The sequence below is a fragment of the Pseudomonas sp. TWI923 genome, assembly GCF_039673365.1.
Taxonomy (GTDB): Bacteria; Pseudomonadota; Gammaproteobacteria; order Pseudomonadales; family Pseudomonadaceae; genus Aquipseudomonas; species Aquipseudomonas sichuanensis.
Map to the genome: position 1 here is coordinate 73,823 of NZ_JBDJLM010000002.1, position 15,118 is coordinate 88,940.

Sequence of the window (15,118 nt, forward strand, 5' to 3'; positions counted from 1 at the left end):
ACGGCCGTTCGCCGAGGTCGGCTTACGGCCAAAAGCGGACGCTTAGAGTAGGGGGGTAATCTGTCCATTTTCTCCAGGCAGCGTTCGTAGACGGAAGGGTGGCACTAGGCTATTGTCTTGAATTAGTTGCCTAAGCGCTTCAGACGATCAGATGCCATGCTTTACAGCTGGTTGAGACTGACATGACAGGCCTGCAACTTTGATCAGTCTTCAGTTCGGAACAGATAACCATGATTTATCAATGCAGCGGATGCAGCAGAACGACCTTTGAGACAGCATGCCCTTGGTGCAGTAGCTCACAAATTTCAACGTCTACTGAGCTGAGAGCTCAGCAGCTAACTCCGCTCGACCCCTCTTTCTACCCTGATTTTCAGTATCAGTCCAAAGGGCTCATAAAGGATTTCTTAGGAAAGAAGAAAGAGCAGGCACAGCTGAACGATCTGCTCAACAATGTGCTGAGGAAATACGCACAGCTTAAGCAGCCATACTTCACAAATTTCATCCATACCACCCGGGAAACCACGTCTTCAAATAACGACGTTGGAGTGCCAGGACCTAGGCCAGAAGGGGTGTATACGGAACGGGAGTTATTCAGGGAGGTGCTTATCCGAAAGGGGTTCGATGAACTTGAAGGCTTGCCCTCGCTGCTGGACAAACTGCTCCTTACAACTGCATTTAATTCAACCTATCTTGGTTTCTCTAGAGAGCTGAGCCGCCATATCAAAGCCAGCCTAACCGAGACCCTCCGGTCTTGGATTGATGAAGCTGGAACGACGTTCAGATCCGATCTTGCACTATTCTATTACTACCTTTGGGAGAATGATATTTCATACAAAAGTGTCAATTTCAACGCACAAGCGAATACAGCAGACGCTACTTCTTTGATTTCCTTGTCCGCCTTCCGCTCAGGGATGAGTCTTTGCGAGAGCATATACTTCGATATTCTTGTCGAGCGATTGGGGAACCAGCTTGAGCACTTCAACCCAAACCGGTTCATCACGATGTATCTGGTGGACGCAATGGACGGGTTCCAGTTCGAGGCATTTCTAGTGGAGATTTTTCAGACCATCGGCTTCGATGTGAAGGAAACGAAGAAGACCGCTGATCAAGGGGCCGACCTGTTCGTGAGTCGATTCGGCAAGAACATGGTTATACAAGCAAAAAACTACACTGGCTCCGTTGGCAATGCTGCAGTTCAACAAGCGATCTCGGCCAAGGCTTTTTATGGCTGTGATGAAGCCATGGTGGTAACTAACTCGTACTACACGAAATCGGCCAAGGAGCTCGCTAACACGGCAGGGGTACGCCTTGTCGATCGGGAAGGCCTGCAGACTTACCTGGATGATTACAACCAGAAACTAATTGAGATCTTTCAGGCTGAATCGGAAGAAGAGCAGGAAGAAATCAGCCTAAGGTAGCTAGGTAGTGCTATCGCCACAAAGCAGTCAGTCGCTATCGTTTGGATAGTGCGCCCCAGCCTCACTCAGCAAGCTGAGGAATGGAACATGAAATGGAAGAACAGGAATATCAGAGAACTCGCTAAAATTGTTTGCGGCGACGCTGAATATTTTCGTTATCGGTCAAGTAGTTACATTACGGAGTTTTTCCAAGATTGCGACCTAGATTACGTGCACGACGGTTCGACCCGTTGGTCTTGGGTTGCAAGCAGATTGGAGGAGGTGCTGGACTTGCCGCACTCGACCCCTTCGGTTCCTCCCGATGCTTTCATTCGGATCATCCGCTCAGCTCTTGACAAGGGCGATGCCCAGGACGGTGATCCGGACAGGAACAAAGCACTCGCCGCTCTTAATACCGTACTTGCGAGGGAAGGTTGGGAAGCGTTCTACGACGAGCACGGTATCGGCCAGCTGCGCCACAGTGCCACGAACACCATAGTGCAGATGGCAAACCCTCATCGGCCGTTGAGTCCAGCAGAGGTGGAACGTAGAGAGCTGCTCATTATGTACCTCGATAAGTGCTCCGAAGATGAACTAATCGAGGAAGTCTTGTTGCCATTATTCCGTCAGCTGGGCTTTCATCGAATCACGGCAGCGGGTCACAAAGATAAGGCCTTGGAGTACGGCAAGGACGTTTGGATGAAATACACCCTGCCGACTCTTCATGTCCTCTACTTCGGAATTCAAGTGAAGAAGGGAAAGCTAGACTCAGCAGGTGTCGGAAAGGCTGGTTCAGTAAACGTTGCCGAGATTCATAATCAGGTGAGCATGATGTTAGGGCATGAGATATTCGACTCGGAACTTAATCGACGAGTACTAGTTGACCATGCATTTATCGTCGCGGGCGGCGAGATAACAAAGGCTGCAAGAAACTGGCTAGGCAATAAGTTGGACGCAACTAAGCGTTCTCAGATCATGTTTATGGACAGGAATGACATTCTCGATCTATTCATTGTTACGAACCTGCCGCTGCCTAAGAATGCGATGCCTCTCGAGTCGGTGATAGACCCTTTCGAGGACATACTATTCTAGTGAATGGCCTCGTCCATAGTGGGGTAGCTAGTGATCACCGATCGACTGCTGCTGGCCGATTGCTGCTTTTCCTGAAGGGCAGCTTTGGGTCGATAGCGGAAACTGGTTCGCTATCAATCATGGGAGTTCAAAACTCTACGGCTGCATCGCGAGCTCTCATTAAAGGCATTATTCATAATGTTTTTGTCTTTGTAATGTTGGCCCGTGAGGAGTCGTTACGCCAGCATTCCCAGCCACATCGTCCCGAGAATAATGAGCTGCGCCGGGACTAGGTACCGCGCAAAATCGTAGCCACCATTGCTGAACGCTAAAACACATTTGGTCAGTGTGTTCCCCGTCAAAGCCATCATGCCCGGCACCACCAACTCGGCCATTTGAAGCCGACCTGCAACCACCAGCGAGGCTGCCGATGCCGTTGCTGCGTGGGCATCGCCTAGGCCGCTGATGAACGCTGCGATGCTGGCCCCGTTGTGTCCCAAGTGTTCAAGCAGAAACGCCGAGAGCAAGGCGATACCAGTTAGGGCGAGAGTGATGATGAGAGCTGTCCACAGGTTGAAGGCGCCATCTCCCGGATGCACTGCCGAGCTGCTCGATACCCCGCGCCATGGTGCGAGCAGTAACACGCCATAGATCGCTGTAACCAGTGCACCGAGGCCGACCGCTGGTAGGAAAGGGGCGAGCAGGTGGCGGTCGATGACGCTCAGCACCAAGGCGAATTGAGTGATAGTGGCTAGGTTGGACAGTACTGCCGCCGCAGCGATGGGACGCACGGCAGCACTTTGTCGCTTGGCTTCATGGGCCAGCAGGGCAATGGTCGCCGAACCCGAAGCAAAGCCTGAAGCGATAGCGCTTAAGGGCAGGCCATAGCGCGGGCCCATGAGGCGAATGGCAATATGGCCCAGCGCCGCCACCGCCATCAGCAGGACGACCAAGGTGCACAGGGTACGTGGGTTGAGCACATTGTATGGGCCCAAGAAGCGGTCGGGTGTAAGTGGCAATACAACCAATGTTACCGTAAGCAACGTCAGGCCATCGCGCAGTTCCTGTTCGCTCAGTTGCTGCTGCACGAAATGATGCAGCTCGCGGCGCAGGGCCAGCAGTACGGTCGTGACCACACCTGCGGCAGCGCCGAGCTCAGGCTCGGCAACGCTCAGCGCGCCCAGGACAAGCACCAGCAACAGGGCGATCTCCCCGGTCACATCCGGTGTCTTCCTGGGCGAGTGGCGGTACTGCAGGCAGAGCAGCAGTACCAGGCCCAGAGCCGCTGTCGCTACCAGTACAGGCCCTGCCAGCAGCATGCTGACGTAGCCCAGCAGGGCAGTGATGGCGAAGGTCCGCAGCCCGGCTGCAGCAGGTTCTTCGTCGCGACGTTTCTTGCGTTCGCGCTCAAGGCCTACCAGCATGCCGATGCCCAGCGCCACAGCGCCGTGGCCAACATTCAGCGTGTCGAGCATGGCTCTTTCAGGTTTTGCGTGCGTTCATTGTCGGGGGCGCCTTGCTCGAGCGCCATCAATGCGGGCATGTCGAGTATTTCCACCAGCCTGCCGCGCAGGCTGACGATGCCTAACGCACGCAAGCGGGCGACCGATCGGCAGACGGTTTCCAGGCGTAGGCCCAGGTACGATGCTATATCCTCGCGCGACATGCGTAATATGAAGCCATGGGCAGAGTAGCCACGGTTGACGAATCGCCTGGAAAGCCCGATCAGAAAGCTGGCCAGGCGCTGCTCGGCGGTGAGGTTGCACAGCATCAGCACGCGCTCGTGCTCACGCACGATCTCCCGGCTCATCAAACGGTTCAGGCTTTGCTGCAATACCGGAAAGTCGCGTGCCAGCGCTTGCAGGCGACGATACGGCACTGGGCAGACTTCGCTGTCTTCAAGTGCTATCGCGTCGCAGACATGGTGGTCGGTGGCGATGGCGTCCAGGCCGAGCACATCACCCGGCATCCAGAAGTTGATCACCACACCCTGGCCTTCGGCGCTGTTCAGGCTGGTCTTGAAACTGCCGCAGCGCACGGCGTAGAGCGTGGTCAAGGGATCATTGGCATTGAACAGCGCCGTGCCTTTGCGGATGCGCATGCGTGCCCCGATCAGCGCGGCCAGGCAGCTGTTGTTATGCAGGGGCAGACCGGTGGGCAGGCACAGGCCGCTGACCCGACACTCGCCACACGGCGTCGCCAGCGGCTTCAGGTGGACCGGAGGCGAAGCAGGTTGCTCGAGCAGCGTGACTTTCAGTTGGCCGGACATGTTCAAGCCTCTTTCGCACATCGCAGATTAGCCCGAGCTTTTGCACCTGGGCGGGGTGACCAGTCCGAGAGCATGCCCCACGAATGGGGGGCGTTGAGGCGGGCATTCAGTCGCTCGACAAACTGTTCGGCTTCAGCGGCCGTGTTGAAACCTACCCGCCAGTCGTCCATGCGGACCCAACAGCGGTTCTGTTCGGTGTTGTACTCGACGTGGATGTTCACGGGGGCCTCCGGAGCATGCATGGGCAGGAAACTGCAGAACTATGCGAAGCGAAGGCGTCCCTGCCGGCCAGCTCCGCGGTTCAAGGCGTTATTGCCACTTTCATCACGCCATCGCGCTGGTGGGCGAACAGTTGGTAGGCGGTTTCGATGTCATCGAGGCGCATGCGGTGTGTGACCAACGGTGAAACGTCGACCCTGCCACTGGCGACAACCTCCATCAACCGGCGCATGCGCTCCTTGCCGCCGGGGCACAGGGTGGTGATGATGCGGTAGTCACCCAGGCCGGCGGCGAACGGGCCCAGTGGTATGTGCAGGTCGGTGCTGTACACACCCAGGCTGGACAAGGTACCGCCCGGCCGCAGCACCCGCAGCGCCGCCTCGAAGGTGGCTTGCGTGCCCAGTGCTTCGATCGCCACATCCACGCCGCGTCCACCGGTGAGCGCCATGATCTGCTCGACCACATTGCCCTGTCTGAAATCGACGATCTGGTCGGCGCCCATGCGGCGGGCGACGCTGATACGCTCGGCCACGGTATCGACGCCAATGATGGTGGTCGCACCGAGCAGCCGGGCACCGGCGACCGCGCACAGGCCGATCGGCCCCAGGGCGAATACGGCCACGCTGTCGCCCAGGGTCACGCCACCGCGTTCGGCCCCGGAAAACCCGGTGGACATGATGTCCGGGCACATCAGTACCTGCTCGTCGCTTAGCTGATCGGGAATGGGGGAGAGGTTGGCCATGGCGTCCGGCACACGCACGTATTCGGCCTGGCAGCCGTCGATGATGTTGCCGAATTTCCAGCCGCCGATGGCCTTGAAGCCATGGGCGGTGCCTACACCGTCCTGCGAGCCGCAGCCACACAGGCAGGCGTTGCTGTGACCGCTGGGGGTGATGGCGCCGGCAATGACGCGCTGGCCTTCATGGAACCCCTGCACCTGCGAGCCGAGCTTTTCGATCACACCCACCGGCTCATGGCCGACGGTCAACCCTTTGGCCACTGGGTATTCGCCGCGCAGGATGTGCACGTCGGTGCCACAGATCGTGGTGGTGGTGACGCGCAGCAAGGCGTCCAGAGGGCCGATGTCGGGTATGGGTTTTTCGTCCAGCACGATACGGTTCTTTTCGACGAACACCGCTGCTTTCATGAGGGCCATGGCACGCCTCCGGGGCTGGAGATCGTTGTTGATATGGTCGTAGCGTGCGCCCGGCAACTGGCGATACGTTGATCCTCGTCAAGTTTGTGTGCTGCGGGAAATACCGTTTGTCCGTAGGGGCGCCAATTGACAAACGTCAAGTCTGCAAAACACGGGTAAACGATGCTTCGGGTACGTATCGCAACTGCCGAGGTGTGCCATGGAAACCCCGCAAAGACTGTTGTTGATCGCATCACCCTTGATGCGCCGAACCCCCGTCTACGACCGAGCCGCAGCCTTGGCCAAGGCCAAAGGCATGGCGCTGCATATCGTGGCTTTTGATTACGTGGAAGGGCTTGCCACGGCGGGCCTGGTCAATGACCAGGCCCTGGCAGTGATGCGCGAAGGCTATGTACAGCAGCACCGCGAATGGCTGGAAAGCCAGGCGCAGCCGATGCGGCGCAACGGTGTCACGGTCACCACCGAAGTGGTGTGGGTGCAGCATCCCTTGAACGAGGTCCTGGTGCATCTGCGCGAACAGCCGTTCGCCATGCTTATCAAGGAATTCGAGCATGAGCCCTGGTGGACGCGTGCCATGTTCACGTCCCTGGATATCCAGCTGCTGCGCGAAACCTGCATCCCGCTGCACCTGGTGCACAAGGCCAGCCATGCGTTGCCGCGTCGGATCCTCGCGGCGGTGGACCTGTCCAGGCCCGAGGATCAGTTCGAAGGCTTCAACGACCAGATCATCAGCGAAGCGTTGAAACTGGCCCTGCAGTGCAACGCGCAGATCGAACTGCTGTATGCCTATGATCTGGGTTCGATGTACCTGGACGCCAACGGCAGCCGGGAGCATTCGTTTCTGTTCGATTCCAACCTCGCCCAGACGCTTCACGAAGCCCAGAGCGATGCCTTCCAGGCCCTTGCCGAGCGCAATGGCATCGCCGTCGAGCACCGCCACATGCGCATAGGCGACCCGGCCAAGGTTCTAGCCCTGTTCATGGACAACAATGATATCGATGTGCTGGTGATGGGCAGTTATCACCACCACGGCATCGGCTGGCTCATCGGCAGCACCGCGGAGCGTGTACTGCATCGCTTGTCCAACAGTGTGCTGGTGATTTCCCCCGAGCGTTCTCAGGGGTGAGGTACAAGGCCCGCAAGGGCCTTGTTTTCAGGCCCGCAGGTCAAGCTCGTGAAGGATCTCGCTGACATCGCCGCCCAGGTAACCTGAGGTGAATCCCTGCGCCTTGGTCAGCCGGTGCATGGCGTAATTGTTCGCCAGGTCCCTGGAAATCATCCACTCATAGCCATTGCGCCGCGCGGCTTCGATCAGGTGCAGCAGCAGGCGCTTGCCCAGGCCTCTACGCTGCCAGTCCTCCCGCACCGCCACTGCACACTCGCAGCGCGGGCTGCCCGCTACCCCGGCGTAACGGCTGACGCCAATCTGCTGCAGGCAGCCGTCGACGTGAGCCAGCGCGACGTAGGCCATGCGCTGATGATGCTCGACGGGCATCCCTTGCGGGTGGTCCAGGCTGGGCAGGACGCTGTGGATCCCGGCGATACAGCGCAAGCGCCGGGCCTCGTAGGTGAGCGAGCTGAGGAAGCGCCGGTCGCGGTCGTGGTCTTCCTCGCGCAGCGGCCGGATGAGCACGGGCGTGCCGTCATCCAGTTTTTCGACCCAGTGCTCGCAGGCGCCCGGCTGTTCAGTCTGCTGCGTATTCATGTTGCCTCCCATCACCCGGATAGATGCCTGATGCCGTTGTAACGTGGCCGGCCGCCGCGGTTCTGACAATCGTCAATTTCGGACCGGATCACGGGTTTCTGATCTGCATCAAGCGCCAGTGCGCCCCCCACTGGAAAATCCCGTTCATCACACCCCAGCGGCGCAAGCCCGGAGGTCCACTATGAGCCAATATCGACAATTGCTGGTGCTGCTTACCGAGGTCGATCCGCACTCAGCCGCGCTGCGCAGGGGGCTGGCGCTGGCGCATGCCAGCGGGGCCCGCGTGCACGTGCTGGGGGTGTTCGAGCCGAGTGAGGCACACTTGCTGCGCGAAGAGCGACTAAATGAGGCCGATATCAAGCGCCAGTACGACCACTATCGCGAGCAATTGCGAACGCTGGTCGAGCGGCACCGCGGTAGCGGTTTGGCTCTGACGGTCGACAGCCTCGCCGACGGCGATATCCGTAGCGAGTCCATTGCCTACATCAGCGAGCTGCAACCGGACATGGTCATCAAAGACAGTGAAGCCGCGTCGGCCATGACGCGGCTGTTCGGCACCCCGTTGGACTGTGCGCTGATGCGCGGTTTCATGGGGCTCACCCAGTTCGTGCCGATGGCGGCCGTCTCATTGCCCCGGCGCGTTCTCGTTGCCGTGGACACCAGCTTCAGCGAGACGCCAGCCGCGCAGGAACAGTTCAATCGAGGACTCATTCGTGTCGCCCAGGCCTTGGCACTGCAGTGCGATGCCCAGTTGCACCTGCTGTCTGCCTACAACATGGCCGGAGTGTTCGCGGCGGATATGAACGTTACCCAGGCATGGGTCGAGGAGATGCGCGAAGCGCTCCAGGAACCCTTCAATGCCTTGGCCGAGGCCGAAGGGGTGGCGCCGGACCGTCGGCACTTTATGGAGGGCGGCCCGGTGCAGGTGATCCGCAAACAGGTCGCGGCCCTGGAGGTCGACGTCGTGGTGATGGGCGTGGTGCAGCCCAAAGGGCTGGACAAGTTGCTGGGCGACACCACTGAACGCATCGTCGGCCACCCACCGTGCAGCGTGCTCGCGGTTCATCCCCATGTGTTCGAAACCCAGGAGCCTTGGCCATGCAACTGACCTTTCTCGGCGGCACCGGGACGGTGACCGGCAGCAAATTCCTGTTGACCCACAACAGCACGCGGATACTGGTCGACTGCGGGTTGTTCCAGGGCTACAAGCAATTGCGCCTGCGCAACTGGGAGCCCTTGCCACCGAAACTGCGGGGGCTCGACGCGGTCGTGCTGACCCACGCCCATCTCGACCATAGCGGCTTCCTGCCGGTGCTGGTCAGGGAGGGCTATAGCGGACCGATCTATGCCACCCCGGCAACCTGCGCCCTGGCTGAGGTGCTTTTGCTCGACAGCGCGCGGCTGCAGGAAGAGCAGGCCGAACATGCCAATCGCCACGGCTATTCCAAACACACGCCGGCGCGACCGCTCTACACCGAACAGGATGCGAAGCAGGCGCTGGCACTGTTGCGCCCTGTGGAGCTGCATCAGGCGACGCCGATCGCGGAGGGCATGGACCTGCTGTTGCGCACGGCCGGCCATATCCTGGGGGCGGCGACGGTGCAGATCAGCGCCGACGGGCAGACCTTGATCTTCTCGGGTGACCTGGGCAGGCCGCAAGACCCGATCATGCGGGCGCCGGAGCTGATTCGATCGGCGGATGTATTGCTGGTGGAGTCCACCTACGGTGATCGCCAGCACCCGGCAGAATCGACAGAGCAATATCTGGCCCAGGTCATCAACCAGACACTCCTGCGCCATGGCATCGTCCTGGTTCCCTCATTCGCAGTTGGGCGCGCCCAGCTGCTGATGTATTACCTCTACAAGCTCAAGCGTGACCGGCTTATCCCAGATATCCCGGTGTACCTCAATAGCCCGATGGCCACCGATGCCACCGCCCTGTATCAGCAGTTTCGCAACGAGCATCGGCTACCGGCTGCGGAGTGCGCCGCGATGTGCAAGGGCACACGGATCATCCGCACGGTCGATGAGTCCCGCCATCTGGACCAGCTGCGCGAGCCGGCGGTAATCATTGCCGCAAGTGGCATGGCCACCGGTGGGCGTGTGTTGCACCACCTGAAGGCGCTGGCCCCGAACCCGCGTAACAGTATCGTGTTTTCCGGCTTTCAGGCGGGAGGCACGAGGGGTGCCGATATTGTCGCTGGTGCTCACAGCGTGCGCCTGCAGGGTGAGGACGTGCCCATCCGGGCACAGGTGCACGCCATGGAAAATCTTTCCGCCCATGCCGACGCCGACGAAATCATGGAGTGGTTGCGCGGTTTCACTCGGCCACCGCGGCAGACCTACGTCATCCATGGCGAGCCACACGCTGCCGACACCTTGCGACGGCGCATCAGCCTGGAGCTGGGGTGGCAGGTGTGCGTGCCGGAATATCAGGAAACCGTTGCCATAGACCCTGTGCGCTGAACCCAGCGATGGAGGTAGTCATGAACACGCAAGCACGAGAGAAACTACGGGCCTGGATACACCGCCCCAGGGGCAGCCTAGGTTGGATCGTGGCCATCGCAGCGATACTCCTTGCGGCATCTGTCTATCGCGCCGTGAGCCCGAGTTGGCGCATGCCCATGCGTGATCCGGCCGTGCTCCTTAGCCTGCTGGCATTGAGTGTGGCGCTGGGCTGGGTAGTGCAGCGCGGCGTGAAACGCGCGGTCGGCAAAGCAATTTTCAACGGCCAGGAGTCGGGCTGGCAGGCCAGGCTGGCATTTCTGCGCTCGATCGCCCGGGAGTCGAACGTGCTGATGGGTATGCTGTTGCTGCTGGCGGTGCTGGGCGGTGCCACCATATGGCTGGCCGGGCGCTCCGTGGCGCAGATCGTGGAAAACTGCTCGGCCAACCTGCAGGCACAGGTGCAGGTGCCTGAAGATGAGCAGCTTGCGGCGTTGGTCGGCAAACCTGTGTGTACCTGCCTGGCGCAAACCTTCCTGCAGCGCAATGGGGTGATCCGCCTGGCGTTGTTCGAAACGCCGCTCCAGGAAGTGAGTGGCCTGCAGGCGCTTACCCCGGCGGATGAGCAGCGCTGCCTCGCGCAGTTCGATCTGTTACCCGAGCAAGGCAGTGCAAGTACGCCTTGAAAGCAGGCGGTTGTCACCCTGGGCACGCCTGCGCAGGCAGGCCGCCGCGCCTTAGGGCCTTGCGCGGCGGCCAGTGATCAACTCAGGTTGAGCCGGTGGATAACCTGGCTCAGGTCATCCTGATCGACAGTTGTGGTGAAGCCTGCCGCCTTGGCCAGATCGCGCATGGGCTGGTTGGCTGCCGAGTCGATCGAGTACATCTGCCGCAAGCCCTTGGCCTTGGCATGATCAATCAGGTGCCTGAGCAATAATCGGCCCAGCCCAAGATGTTGCCAACTGTCGAGAACTGTCACGGCACACTCGCAGGTGTCATTGCCGACAGCGGCTGCGTAGCGGGAAATACCCACCTCCTGCAGTTCGCCATCCACGTGGGCGAGGGCGACGAAGGCCGCCTGTCGGTCCTGGTCGACCTGCATCAGCTGGTCGAGCATGGCCTTGCCGGCCTCCCTGATCTGGCAAAGGAAGCGAAAATGCCGCGACTCGGGCGAAAGGCGTTCGATGAAGGCCTTTTCCCGCTGTCGGTCCTTGGGTTGCAACGGCCTGATGAGCACATGGGCGCCGTTATCGAGGGCTTCGATCCAGTGCTCGCCTGCGGGTGTTGGAAAGGGCGGTTTGGAGGGGTGCTTTGAACGTTCGGCGGGGGTCATGGCATATCCTCGGCGTTGATTGAACCAGGGAAGGCCAGTGTCGGCGCTTGACTGCGAGTTGACTTGACAGTTGTCAAAGGATTGGCCGCTGGCGTGGATTCATCTGCAGCAAGCCCGGGCGGGTGTTATCGACCCTTGGTTGGCCATGGCGCAAACCTTTTGCAGCCCAGCCAACTTGAGCACATGCCTGCAGGTAAAAAGCCGTGCGGCAATTCGACTAAGTGAACGCGTGCATTGGCACCCCGGTCCATTGCGGCCTCACTGTAAGTTGTGACCCATCTGAGTTCAGCTTGGGCCCGGTCTGGTGCAGCACGTTGATCGCGATCAAACCGACAGGCGCGCGTGATCGTGAGCACGTGACCATTCGATGTTCACTTGGCTTTCCAGTACTTCTGCATCTCCAGAAACAGGAACGAGGCGGTCCAGGTGATCAGCACCAGGCCGGTCAGCGCCTGCAGCCCGGTGAGGTACTTGAGATGGCCGGTGGGGGCGATGTCGCCGAAGCCTATGGTGGTGTAGGTGGTGAAGGAAAAATACACACAGTCCAGAAAGCTCCCGTCGAAATTACCGCTGAGCCTTCCCCAGCCCTCGGCATGGGCCATCAGGTAATAAGCCAGGGCAAAGCACCAGACTTCCACGGCATGGGCCAGCAACGCGCCGAATACCCCCGCGACGATACGGAACCTGCTCCACAGCCTGAGGCGCGGTAGCCAGTCATTCAGGCGCAGCAGGCATTCGTAATGAATGACCACCACCAGGATCACGATCAGCATGTTGATCAGCGTGACAGTGAGCATCGTCGTTACTCAGGACGGGGTTGCAGGGTCACTGCTTGCTGGCGATCAAGGTATGGGTGGCGGGGTCAAGGACCCGCGGCAGCAACGCCGGGAATTCTTCCGGGGTGATGCTTTCCTTGGCCAGTAACAGGTGCGCACCGGCATCCAGGTCTGCGCGCCGCTGCTCGAGCAAAGTGCGGGCACGGCCGTAGGCCTCTTCCAGCAGGCCACGGATGCCGAGGTCGATCTCGCGGGCGGTCTGCTCCGAATAGTCCTTGCGCTCCTGATGCAGCAGCGAGTCACCGAGGTAACTGGCCTGCTGGCGCTCCAGCACCGCCTGGCCCAGCGCTGCACTCATGCCGAAGCGGGTGATCAGCTGTCGGGCGATATCGGTGGCGCGGCCCAGATCATCGGCGGCGCCTGTGGAAACCTGACCGAACACCAGGTTTTCGGCGGCGCGCCCGGCCATCAGCACGACGAGCCGGTCGCGCAGCATTTGCGTGCTGATCAAATAGCGGTCATCGGTGGGCCGTTGCAGGGTGTAGCCCAGCGAGCCAGCGGCACGGGGGATGATCGACACCTTGTGTACCGGGTCCATCGCCGGCAGGCTGCTGGCGGCCAGTGCGTGGCCCATTTCGTGGTATGCCACCACCTGCCGCTCGTCGCTGCGCAGCACGTTGCCCTTGCGCTCGACACCGGCCACCAGTCGTTCGATCGCTGCAGTGAAATCCTTCAGCTCGACCCACTGGCTGGCCCGCCGGGTGGCGACGATGGCGGCTTCATTGACCAGGTTGGCCAGATCGGCGCCTGTCAGGCCCGGAGTGAGTTCGGCAATCCGCTCGCAATCAAGGTCGTTCTTGTAGACGATCTTGTGCAGGTGCACCTTCAGGATCGCCAGGCGGCCCTTGCGGTCGGGCCTATCAATGATGATCTGCCGGTCGAAGCGCCCGGCGCGCAGCAGTGCCGGGTCCAACACTTCGGGCCGGTTGGTCGCTGCCAGCAGCACCACGCCTTCGCGCGGGTCGAAGCCGTCCAGTTCGGCCAGCAGTTGATTGAGTGTCTGTTCTTTCTCGTCATTGCCGCCAAAGCTGCCGATGCCGCGCATCTTGCCCAGGGCATCCAGTTCATCGATGAATATGATGCAAGGCGCTGCCTGGCGGGCCTGATCGAACAGGTGACGTACCCGCGCAGCGCCCACGCCCACGAACATCTCGACGAACTCCGAACCTGAGATCGAGAAAAACGGCACTGCCGCTTCCCCGGCAATGGCTTTGGCGACCAAGGTCTTGCCAGTGCCGGGCGGGCCGACCAGCAACGTGCCTTTGGGCACATGCGCGCCAAGGCGTGCGTACCAGGCTTTGTTCTTGAGAAAAGCGACGATCTCCGTCAGCTCATCCTTGACCTCATCGATGCCCGCAACATCGGTGAAGGTGACCTTGGTGTCGTTCTCGACGTACACCCGAGCCCGTGACTTGCCAACGCCCATCAAACCGCCCAGGCCTTGTTTCTGCCCCAGGCCATGAAAGAGGAAGTACCACAGCACCAGCATCATCAGCAGTGGCATAAACCAGCCGACCACGGTCGCCAGGGTACTGTCCTCGACGACACCACTGAATGCCACGCCCGAGCGCCCCAGTTGCTCGCTCAGTGCCGGGTCGACACGTACAGTGGAAAACACCGTGTGCCCGTCGATGGGCTCTTGCAACCGGCCCAGGATGCGTTCGCGTTCGACATGCAGGTCGCTGACTTTCTGCTGCTCCAGCAACTGCAGGAACTGGCTGTAAGGGATGGCCTGCACGGCCGGCCGGCTGAACAGGCCGAACTGCGCGGCAGCCAGCACGGCCAGCCCGACTGCGAGGAAATACAGCTTCCAGGGCTGATCGTTGTTCATGGCCATCCCTCCTTCTGTGTGCGCGGGCTAGGCGATCAACAGGTAGTCTTCGACCTTGCTCACACCTGGCACCGACCAGGCCGCACGCTCCACCACTTTGCGCACGCCTGGCAGGTGCTCTTCGAGCGCAAGGTCTCGCAAGTCAAGGTCGTTCATGATGGGCCCCTTTGGCAGATCGAAGGGGCAGGGGGGCCCTTCGCTGTTTTTACCCCTGCATCGGGCGAGGCGATTGATAAAGGTCAAACTCGGCGAACTGACGCTGCGTGGTTGACAAATGTCAGGCCGCTGCGGGTGCCGCTACCGATACTCAGGGTGTCTTGGCACCCACGAGGGTCTCTACATGCAACGTTATCTGTTATTGGGGTGGGCGAGTCTGTTGCTGCTAAGTGCTTCAGGTTGCAGCCCGTGGCGCACCGCGGAATACGACGCGCGTCTGGAGTCGGCAGAGAACAATGCTGCCACCGCCCGCTTGCGCGCCGATGAGGTGTGCTCCCGCATCGATCTGGTCGAGCAGACCGCCAATGAGGCCCTGCGCCGGGCAACCCAGGCTCAGGACCAGGTGCAGCAACTGCAGCAGGCCCGGCGCAAGTAGCCGCCATGTCACGCCGATGGCACGGGTTGTTTCCACGCAGCCTTGAACGGCGGGGGGCTCTGTAGAAAAGAACGGCGTGCAAGTATTCAGATCAACCGAACAGACCGAGGCAATCATGAGCCACTATCAACGCCTGCTGCTGATCCTGCGCCCGTTGCTGCGCCCGGCCGGCGCCCTTGAACAGGCGGCCGCGCTGGCGCGGTCAAGCGCGGCCAATTTGCATGTGGTCGCGTTGCTGGAGCCCCTGCAATATCCTGGTGGTTG

Annotated in this window: 16 protein-coding genes and 1 pseudogene; 8 read left to right on the top strand and 9 right to left on the bottom strand. The window is 60.3% G+C overall.

Annotated elements, in window-relative coordinates; all coding sequences use genetic code 11:
* Positions 1-230 precede the first annotated feature (230 nt).
* Together ABE459_RS01445 and ABE459_RS01450 are read left to right on the top strand one after the other, a co-directional pair.
* Entirely contained in the window at positions 231-1,418 is a 1,188-nt protein-coding gene (locus ABE459_RS01445) for a restriction endonuclease (RefSeq protein WP_346647888.1), read from the top strand.
* 87 nt (positions 1,419-1,505) lie between these two features.
* Positions 1,506-2,489 carry a hypothetical protein gene (locus tag ABE459_RS01450; RefSeq protein WP_346647889.1) on the top strand — a complete coding sequence of 328 codons (984 nt, stop codon included), beginning with the start codon at positions 1,506-1,508 and terminating at the stop codon, positions 2,487-2,489.
* Between the two features lie 215 nt (positions 2,490-2,704).
* On the opposite strand, the gene ABE459_RS01455 is transcribed toward ABE459_RS01450, so the two are convergent.
* The 4 genes from ABE459_RS01455 to ABE459_RS01470 all read right to left on the bottom strand — a co-directional run bounded on the left by ABE459_RS01455 (position 2,705) and on the right by ABE459_RS01470 (position 6,112).
* Complete coding sequence (locus tag ABE459_RS01455; RefSeq protein ID WP_346647890.1) at positions 2,705-3,943, bottom strand: MgtC/SapB family protein; 1,239 nt, start codon at positions 3,941-3,943, stop codon at positions 2,705-2,707.
* The gene (locus tag ABE459_RS01460) at positions 3,928-4,737 is read right to left on the bottom strand and encodes a helix-turn-helix domain-containing protein (protein WP_346647891.1); all 810 of its coding nucleotides are present in this window, start codon (positions 4,735-4,737) and stop codon (positions 3,928-3,930) included. Before ABE459_RS01460 ends, ABE459_RS01455 begins: the two co-directional genes overlap by 16 nt.
* A gap of 2 nt (positions 4,738-4,739) precedes the next feature.
* Positions 4,740-4,958, bottom strand: coding sequence for a hypothetical protein (locus ABE459_RS01465; protein ID WP_346647892.1), 219 nt, complete (start codon positions 4,956-4,958; stop codon positions 4,740-4,742).
* An 80-nt stretch (positions 4,959-5,038) separates the two neighbouring features.
* Positions 5,039-6,112 carry an NAD(P)-dependent alcohol dehydrogenase gene (locus tag ABE459_RS01470; RefSeq protein ID WP_346647893.1) on the bottom strand — a complete coding sequence of 358 codons (1,074 nt, stop codon included), beginning with the start codon at positions 6,110-6,112 and terminating at the stop codon, positions 5,039-5,041.
* Between the two features lie 199 nt (positions 6,113-6,311).
* Between ABE459_RS01470 and ABE459_RS01475 the strand changes: the two genes are divergently transcribed.
* Positions 6,312-7,238 carry a universal stress protein gene (locus tag ABE459_RS01475; RefSeq protein WP_346647894.1) on the top strand — a complete coding sequence of 309 codons (927 nt, stop codon included), beginning with the start codon at positions 6,312-6,314 and terminating at the stop codon, positions 7,236-7,238.
* A gap of 27 nt (positions 7,239-7,265) precedes the next feature.
* Here ABE459_RS01475 and ABE459_RS01480 read toward each other — a convergent pair whose 3' ends face one another.
* A complete protein-coding gene (locus ABE459_RS01480; RefSeq protein ID WP_346647895.1) occupies positions 7,266-7,817 on the bottom strand; it encodes a GNAT family N-acetyltransferase in 552 nt (183 codons plus the stop codon).
* Positions 7,818-7,998: 181 nt separating this feature from the next.
* Between ABE459_RS01480 and ABE459_RS01485 the strand changes: the two genes are divergently transcribed.
* From ABE459_RS01485 to ABE459_RS01495, 3 genes are all read left to right on the top strand, one after another.
* Positions 7,999-8,925, top strand: a complete 927-nt coding sequence (locus tag ABE459_RS01485) for a universal stress protein (RefSeq protein WP_346647896.1) — start codon at positions 7,999-8,001, stop codon at positions 8,923-8,925.
* On the top strand, positions 8,916-10,283 hold the full coding sequence (locus tag ABE459_RS01490; RefSeq protein WP_346647897.1) for an MBL fold metallo-hydrolase: 1,368 nt from the start codon (positions 8,916-8,918) through the stop codon (positions 10,281-10,283). Before ABE459_RS01485 ends, ABE459_RS01490 begins: the two co-directional genes overlap by 10 nt.
* A gap of 158 nt (positions 10,284-10,441) precedes the next feature.
* The gene (locus ABE459_RS01495) at positions 10,442-10,948 is read left to right on the top strand and encodes a hypothetical protein (RefSeq protein ID WP_346647908.1); all 507 of its coding nucleotides are present in this window, start codon (positions 10,442-10,444) and stop codon (positions 10,946-10,948) included.
* A gap of 77 nt (positions 10,949-11,025) precedes the next feature.
* Here the strand turns inward: ABE459_RS01495 and ABE459_RS01500 are convergent, their stop codons facing one another.
* The 4 genes from ABE459_RS01500 to ABE459_RS01515 all read right to left on the bottom strand — a co-directional run bounded on the left by ABE459_RS01500 (position 11,026) and on the right by ABE459_RS01515 (position 14,418).
* Positions 11,026-11,595, bottom strand: coding sequence for a GNAT family N-acetyltransferase (locus ABE459_RS01500; protein ID WP_346647898.1), 570 nt, complete (start codon positions 11,593-11,595; stop codon positions 11,026-11,028).
* A 371-nt stretch (positions 11,596-11,966) separates the two neighbouring features.
* Complete coding sequence (locus ABE459_RS01505; RefSeq protein ID WP_232884572.1) at positions 11,967-12,392, bottom strand: potassium channel family protein; 426 nt, start codon at positions 12,390-12,392, stop codon at positions 11,967-11,969.
* Positions 12,393-12,420: 28 nt separating this feature from the next.
* On the bottom strand, positions 12,421-14,262 hold the full coding sequence (gene ftsH, locus ABE459_RS01510; protein ID WP_346647899.1) for an ATP-dependent zinc metalloprotease FtsH: 1,842 nt from the start codon (positions 14,260-14,262) through the stop codon (positions 12,421-12,423).
* A 27-nt stretch (positions 14,263-14,289) separates the two neighbouring features.
* On the bottom strand, positions 14,290-14,418 hold the full coding sequence (locus ABE459_RS01515; RefSeq protein WP_346647900.1) for a hypothetical protein: 129 nt from the start codon (positions 14,416-14,418) through the stop codon (positions 14,290-14,292).
* A gap of 184 nt (positions 14,419-14,602) precedes the next feature.
* Between ABE459_RS01515 and ABE459_RS01520 the strand changes: the two genes are divergently transcribed.
* Positions 14,603-14,854: an outer membrane lipoprotein OprI gene (locus ABE459_RS01520; RefSeq protein WP_346647901.1), complete on the top strand. Its 252-nt coding sequence runs from the start codon at positions 14,603-14,605 to the stop codon at positions 14,852-14,854.
* A 115-nt stretch (positions 14,855-14,969) separates the two neighbouring features.
* Positions 14,970-15,101 (top strand): annotated as a pseudogene (locus ABE459_RS01525) (universal stress protein); the annotation flags it as partial.
* Positions 15,102-15,118: the final 17 nt, after the last annotated feature.

Bases quoted from the DNA above. Each gene is read 5' to 3' on its own strand.
- ABE459_RS01445 (WP_346647888.1), top strand. From the start codon at position 231: ATGATTTATCAATGCAGCGGATGCAGCAGAACGACCTTTGAGACAGCA.
- ABE459_RS01450 (WP_346647889.1), top strand. From the start codon at position 1,506: ATGAAATGGAAGAACAGGAATATCAGAGAACTCGCTAAAATTGTTTGC.
- ABE459_RS01455 (WP_346647890.1), bottom strand. From the start codon at position 3,943: ATGCTCGACACGCTGAATGTTGGCCACGGCGCTGTGGCGCTGGGCATC.
- ABE459_RS01460 (WP_346647891.1), bottom strand. From the start codon at position 4,737: ATGTCCGGCCAACTGAAAGTCACGCTGCTCGAGCAACCTGCTTCGCCT.
- ABE459_RS01470 (WP_346647893.1), bottom strand. From the start codon at position 6,112: ATGGCCCTCATGAAAGCAGCGGTGTTCGTCGAAAAGAACCGTATCGTG.
- ABE459_RS01475 (WP_346647894.1), top strand. From the start codon at position 6,312: ATGGAAACCCCGCAAAGACTGTTGTTGATCGCATCACCCTTGATGCGC.
- ABE459_RS01480 (WP_346647895.1), bottom strand. From the start codon at position 7,817: ATGAATACGCAGCAGACTGAACAGCCGGGCGCCTGCGAGCACTGGGTC.
- ABE459_RS01485 (WP_346647896.1), top strand. From the start codon at position 7,999: ATGAGCCAATATCGACAATTGCTGGTGCTGCTTACCGAGGTCGATCCG.
- ABE459_RS01490 (WP_346647897.1), top strand. From the start codon at position 8,916: ATGCAACTGACCTTTCTCGGCGGCACCGGGACGGTGACCGGCAGCAAA.
- ABE459_RS01495 (WP_346647908.1), top strand. From the start codon at position 10,442: ATGCGTGATCCGGCCGTGCTCCTTAGCCTGCTGGCATTGAGTGTGGCG.
- ABE459_RS01500 (WP_346647898.1), bottom strand. From the start codon at position 11,595: ATGACCCCCGCCGAACGTTCAAAGCACCCCTCCAAACCGCCCTTTCCA.
- ABE459_RS01505 (WP_232884572.1), bottom strand. From the start codon at position 12,392: ATGCTCACTGTCACGCTGATCAACATGCTGATCGTGATCCTGGTGGTG.
- ftsH (WP_346647899.1), bottom strand. From the start codon at position 14,262: ATGAACAACGATCAGCCCTGGAAGCTGTATTTCCTCGCAGTCGGGCTG.
- ABE459_RS01515 (WP_346647900.1), bottom strand. From the start codon at position 14,418: ATGAACGACCTTGACTTGCGAGACCTTGCGCTCGAAGAGCACCTGCCA.
- ABE459_RS01520 (WP_346647901.1), top strand. From the start codon at position 14,603: ATGCAACGTTATCTGTTATTGGGGTGGGCGAGTCTGTTGCTGCTAAGT.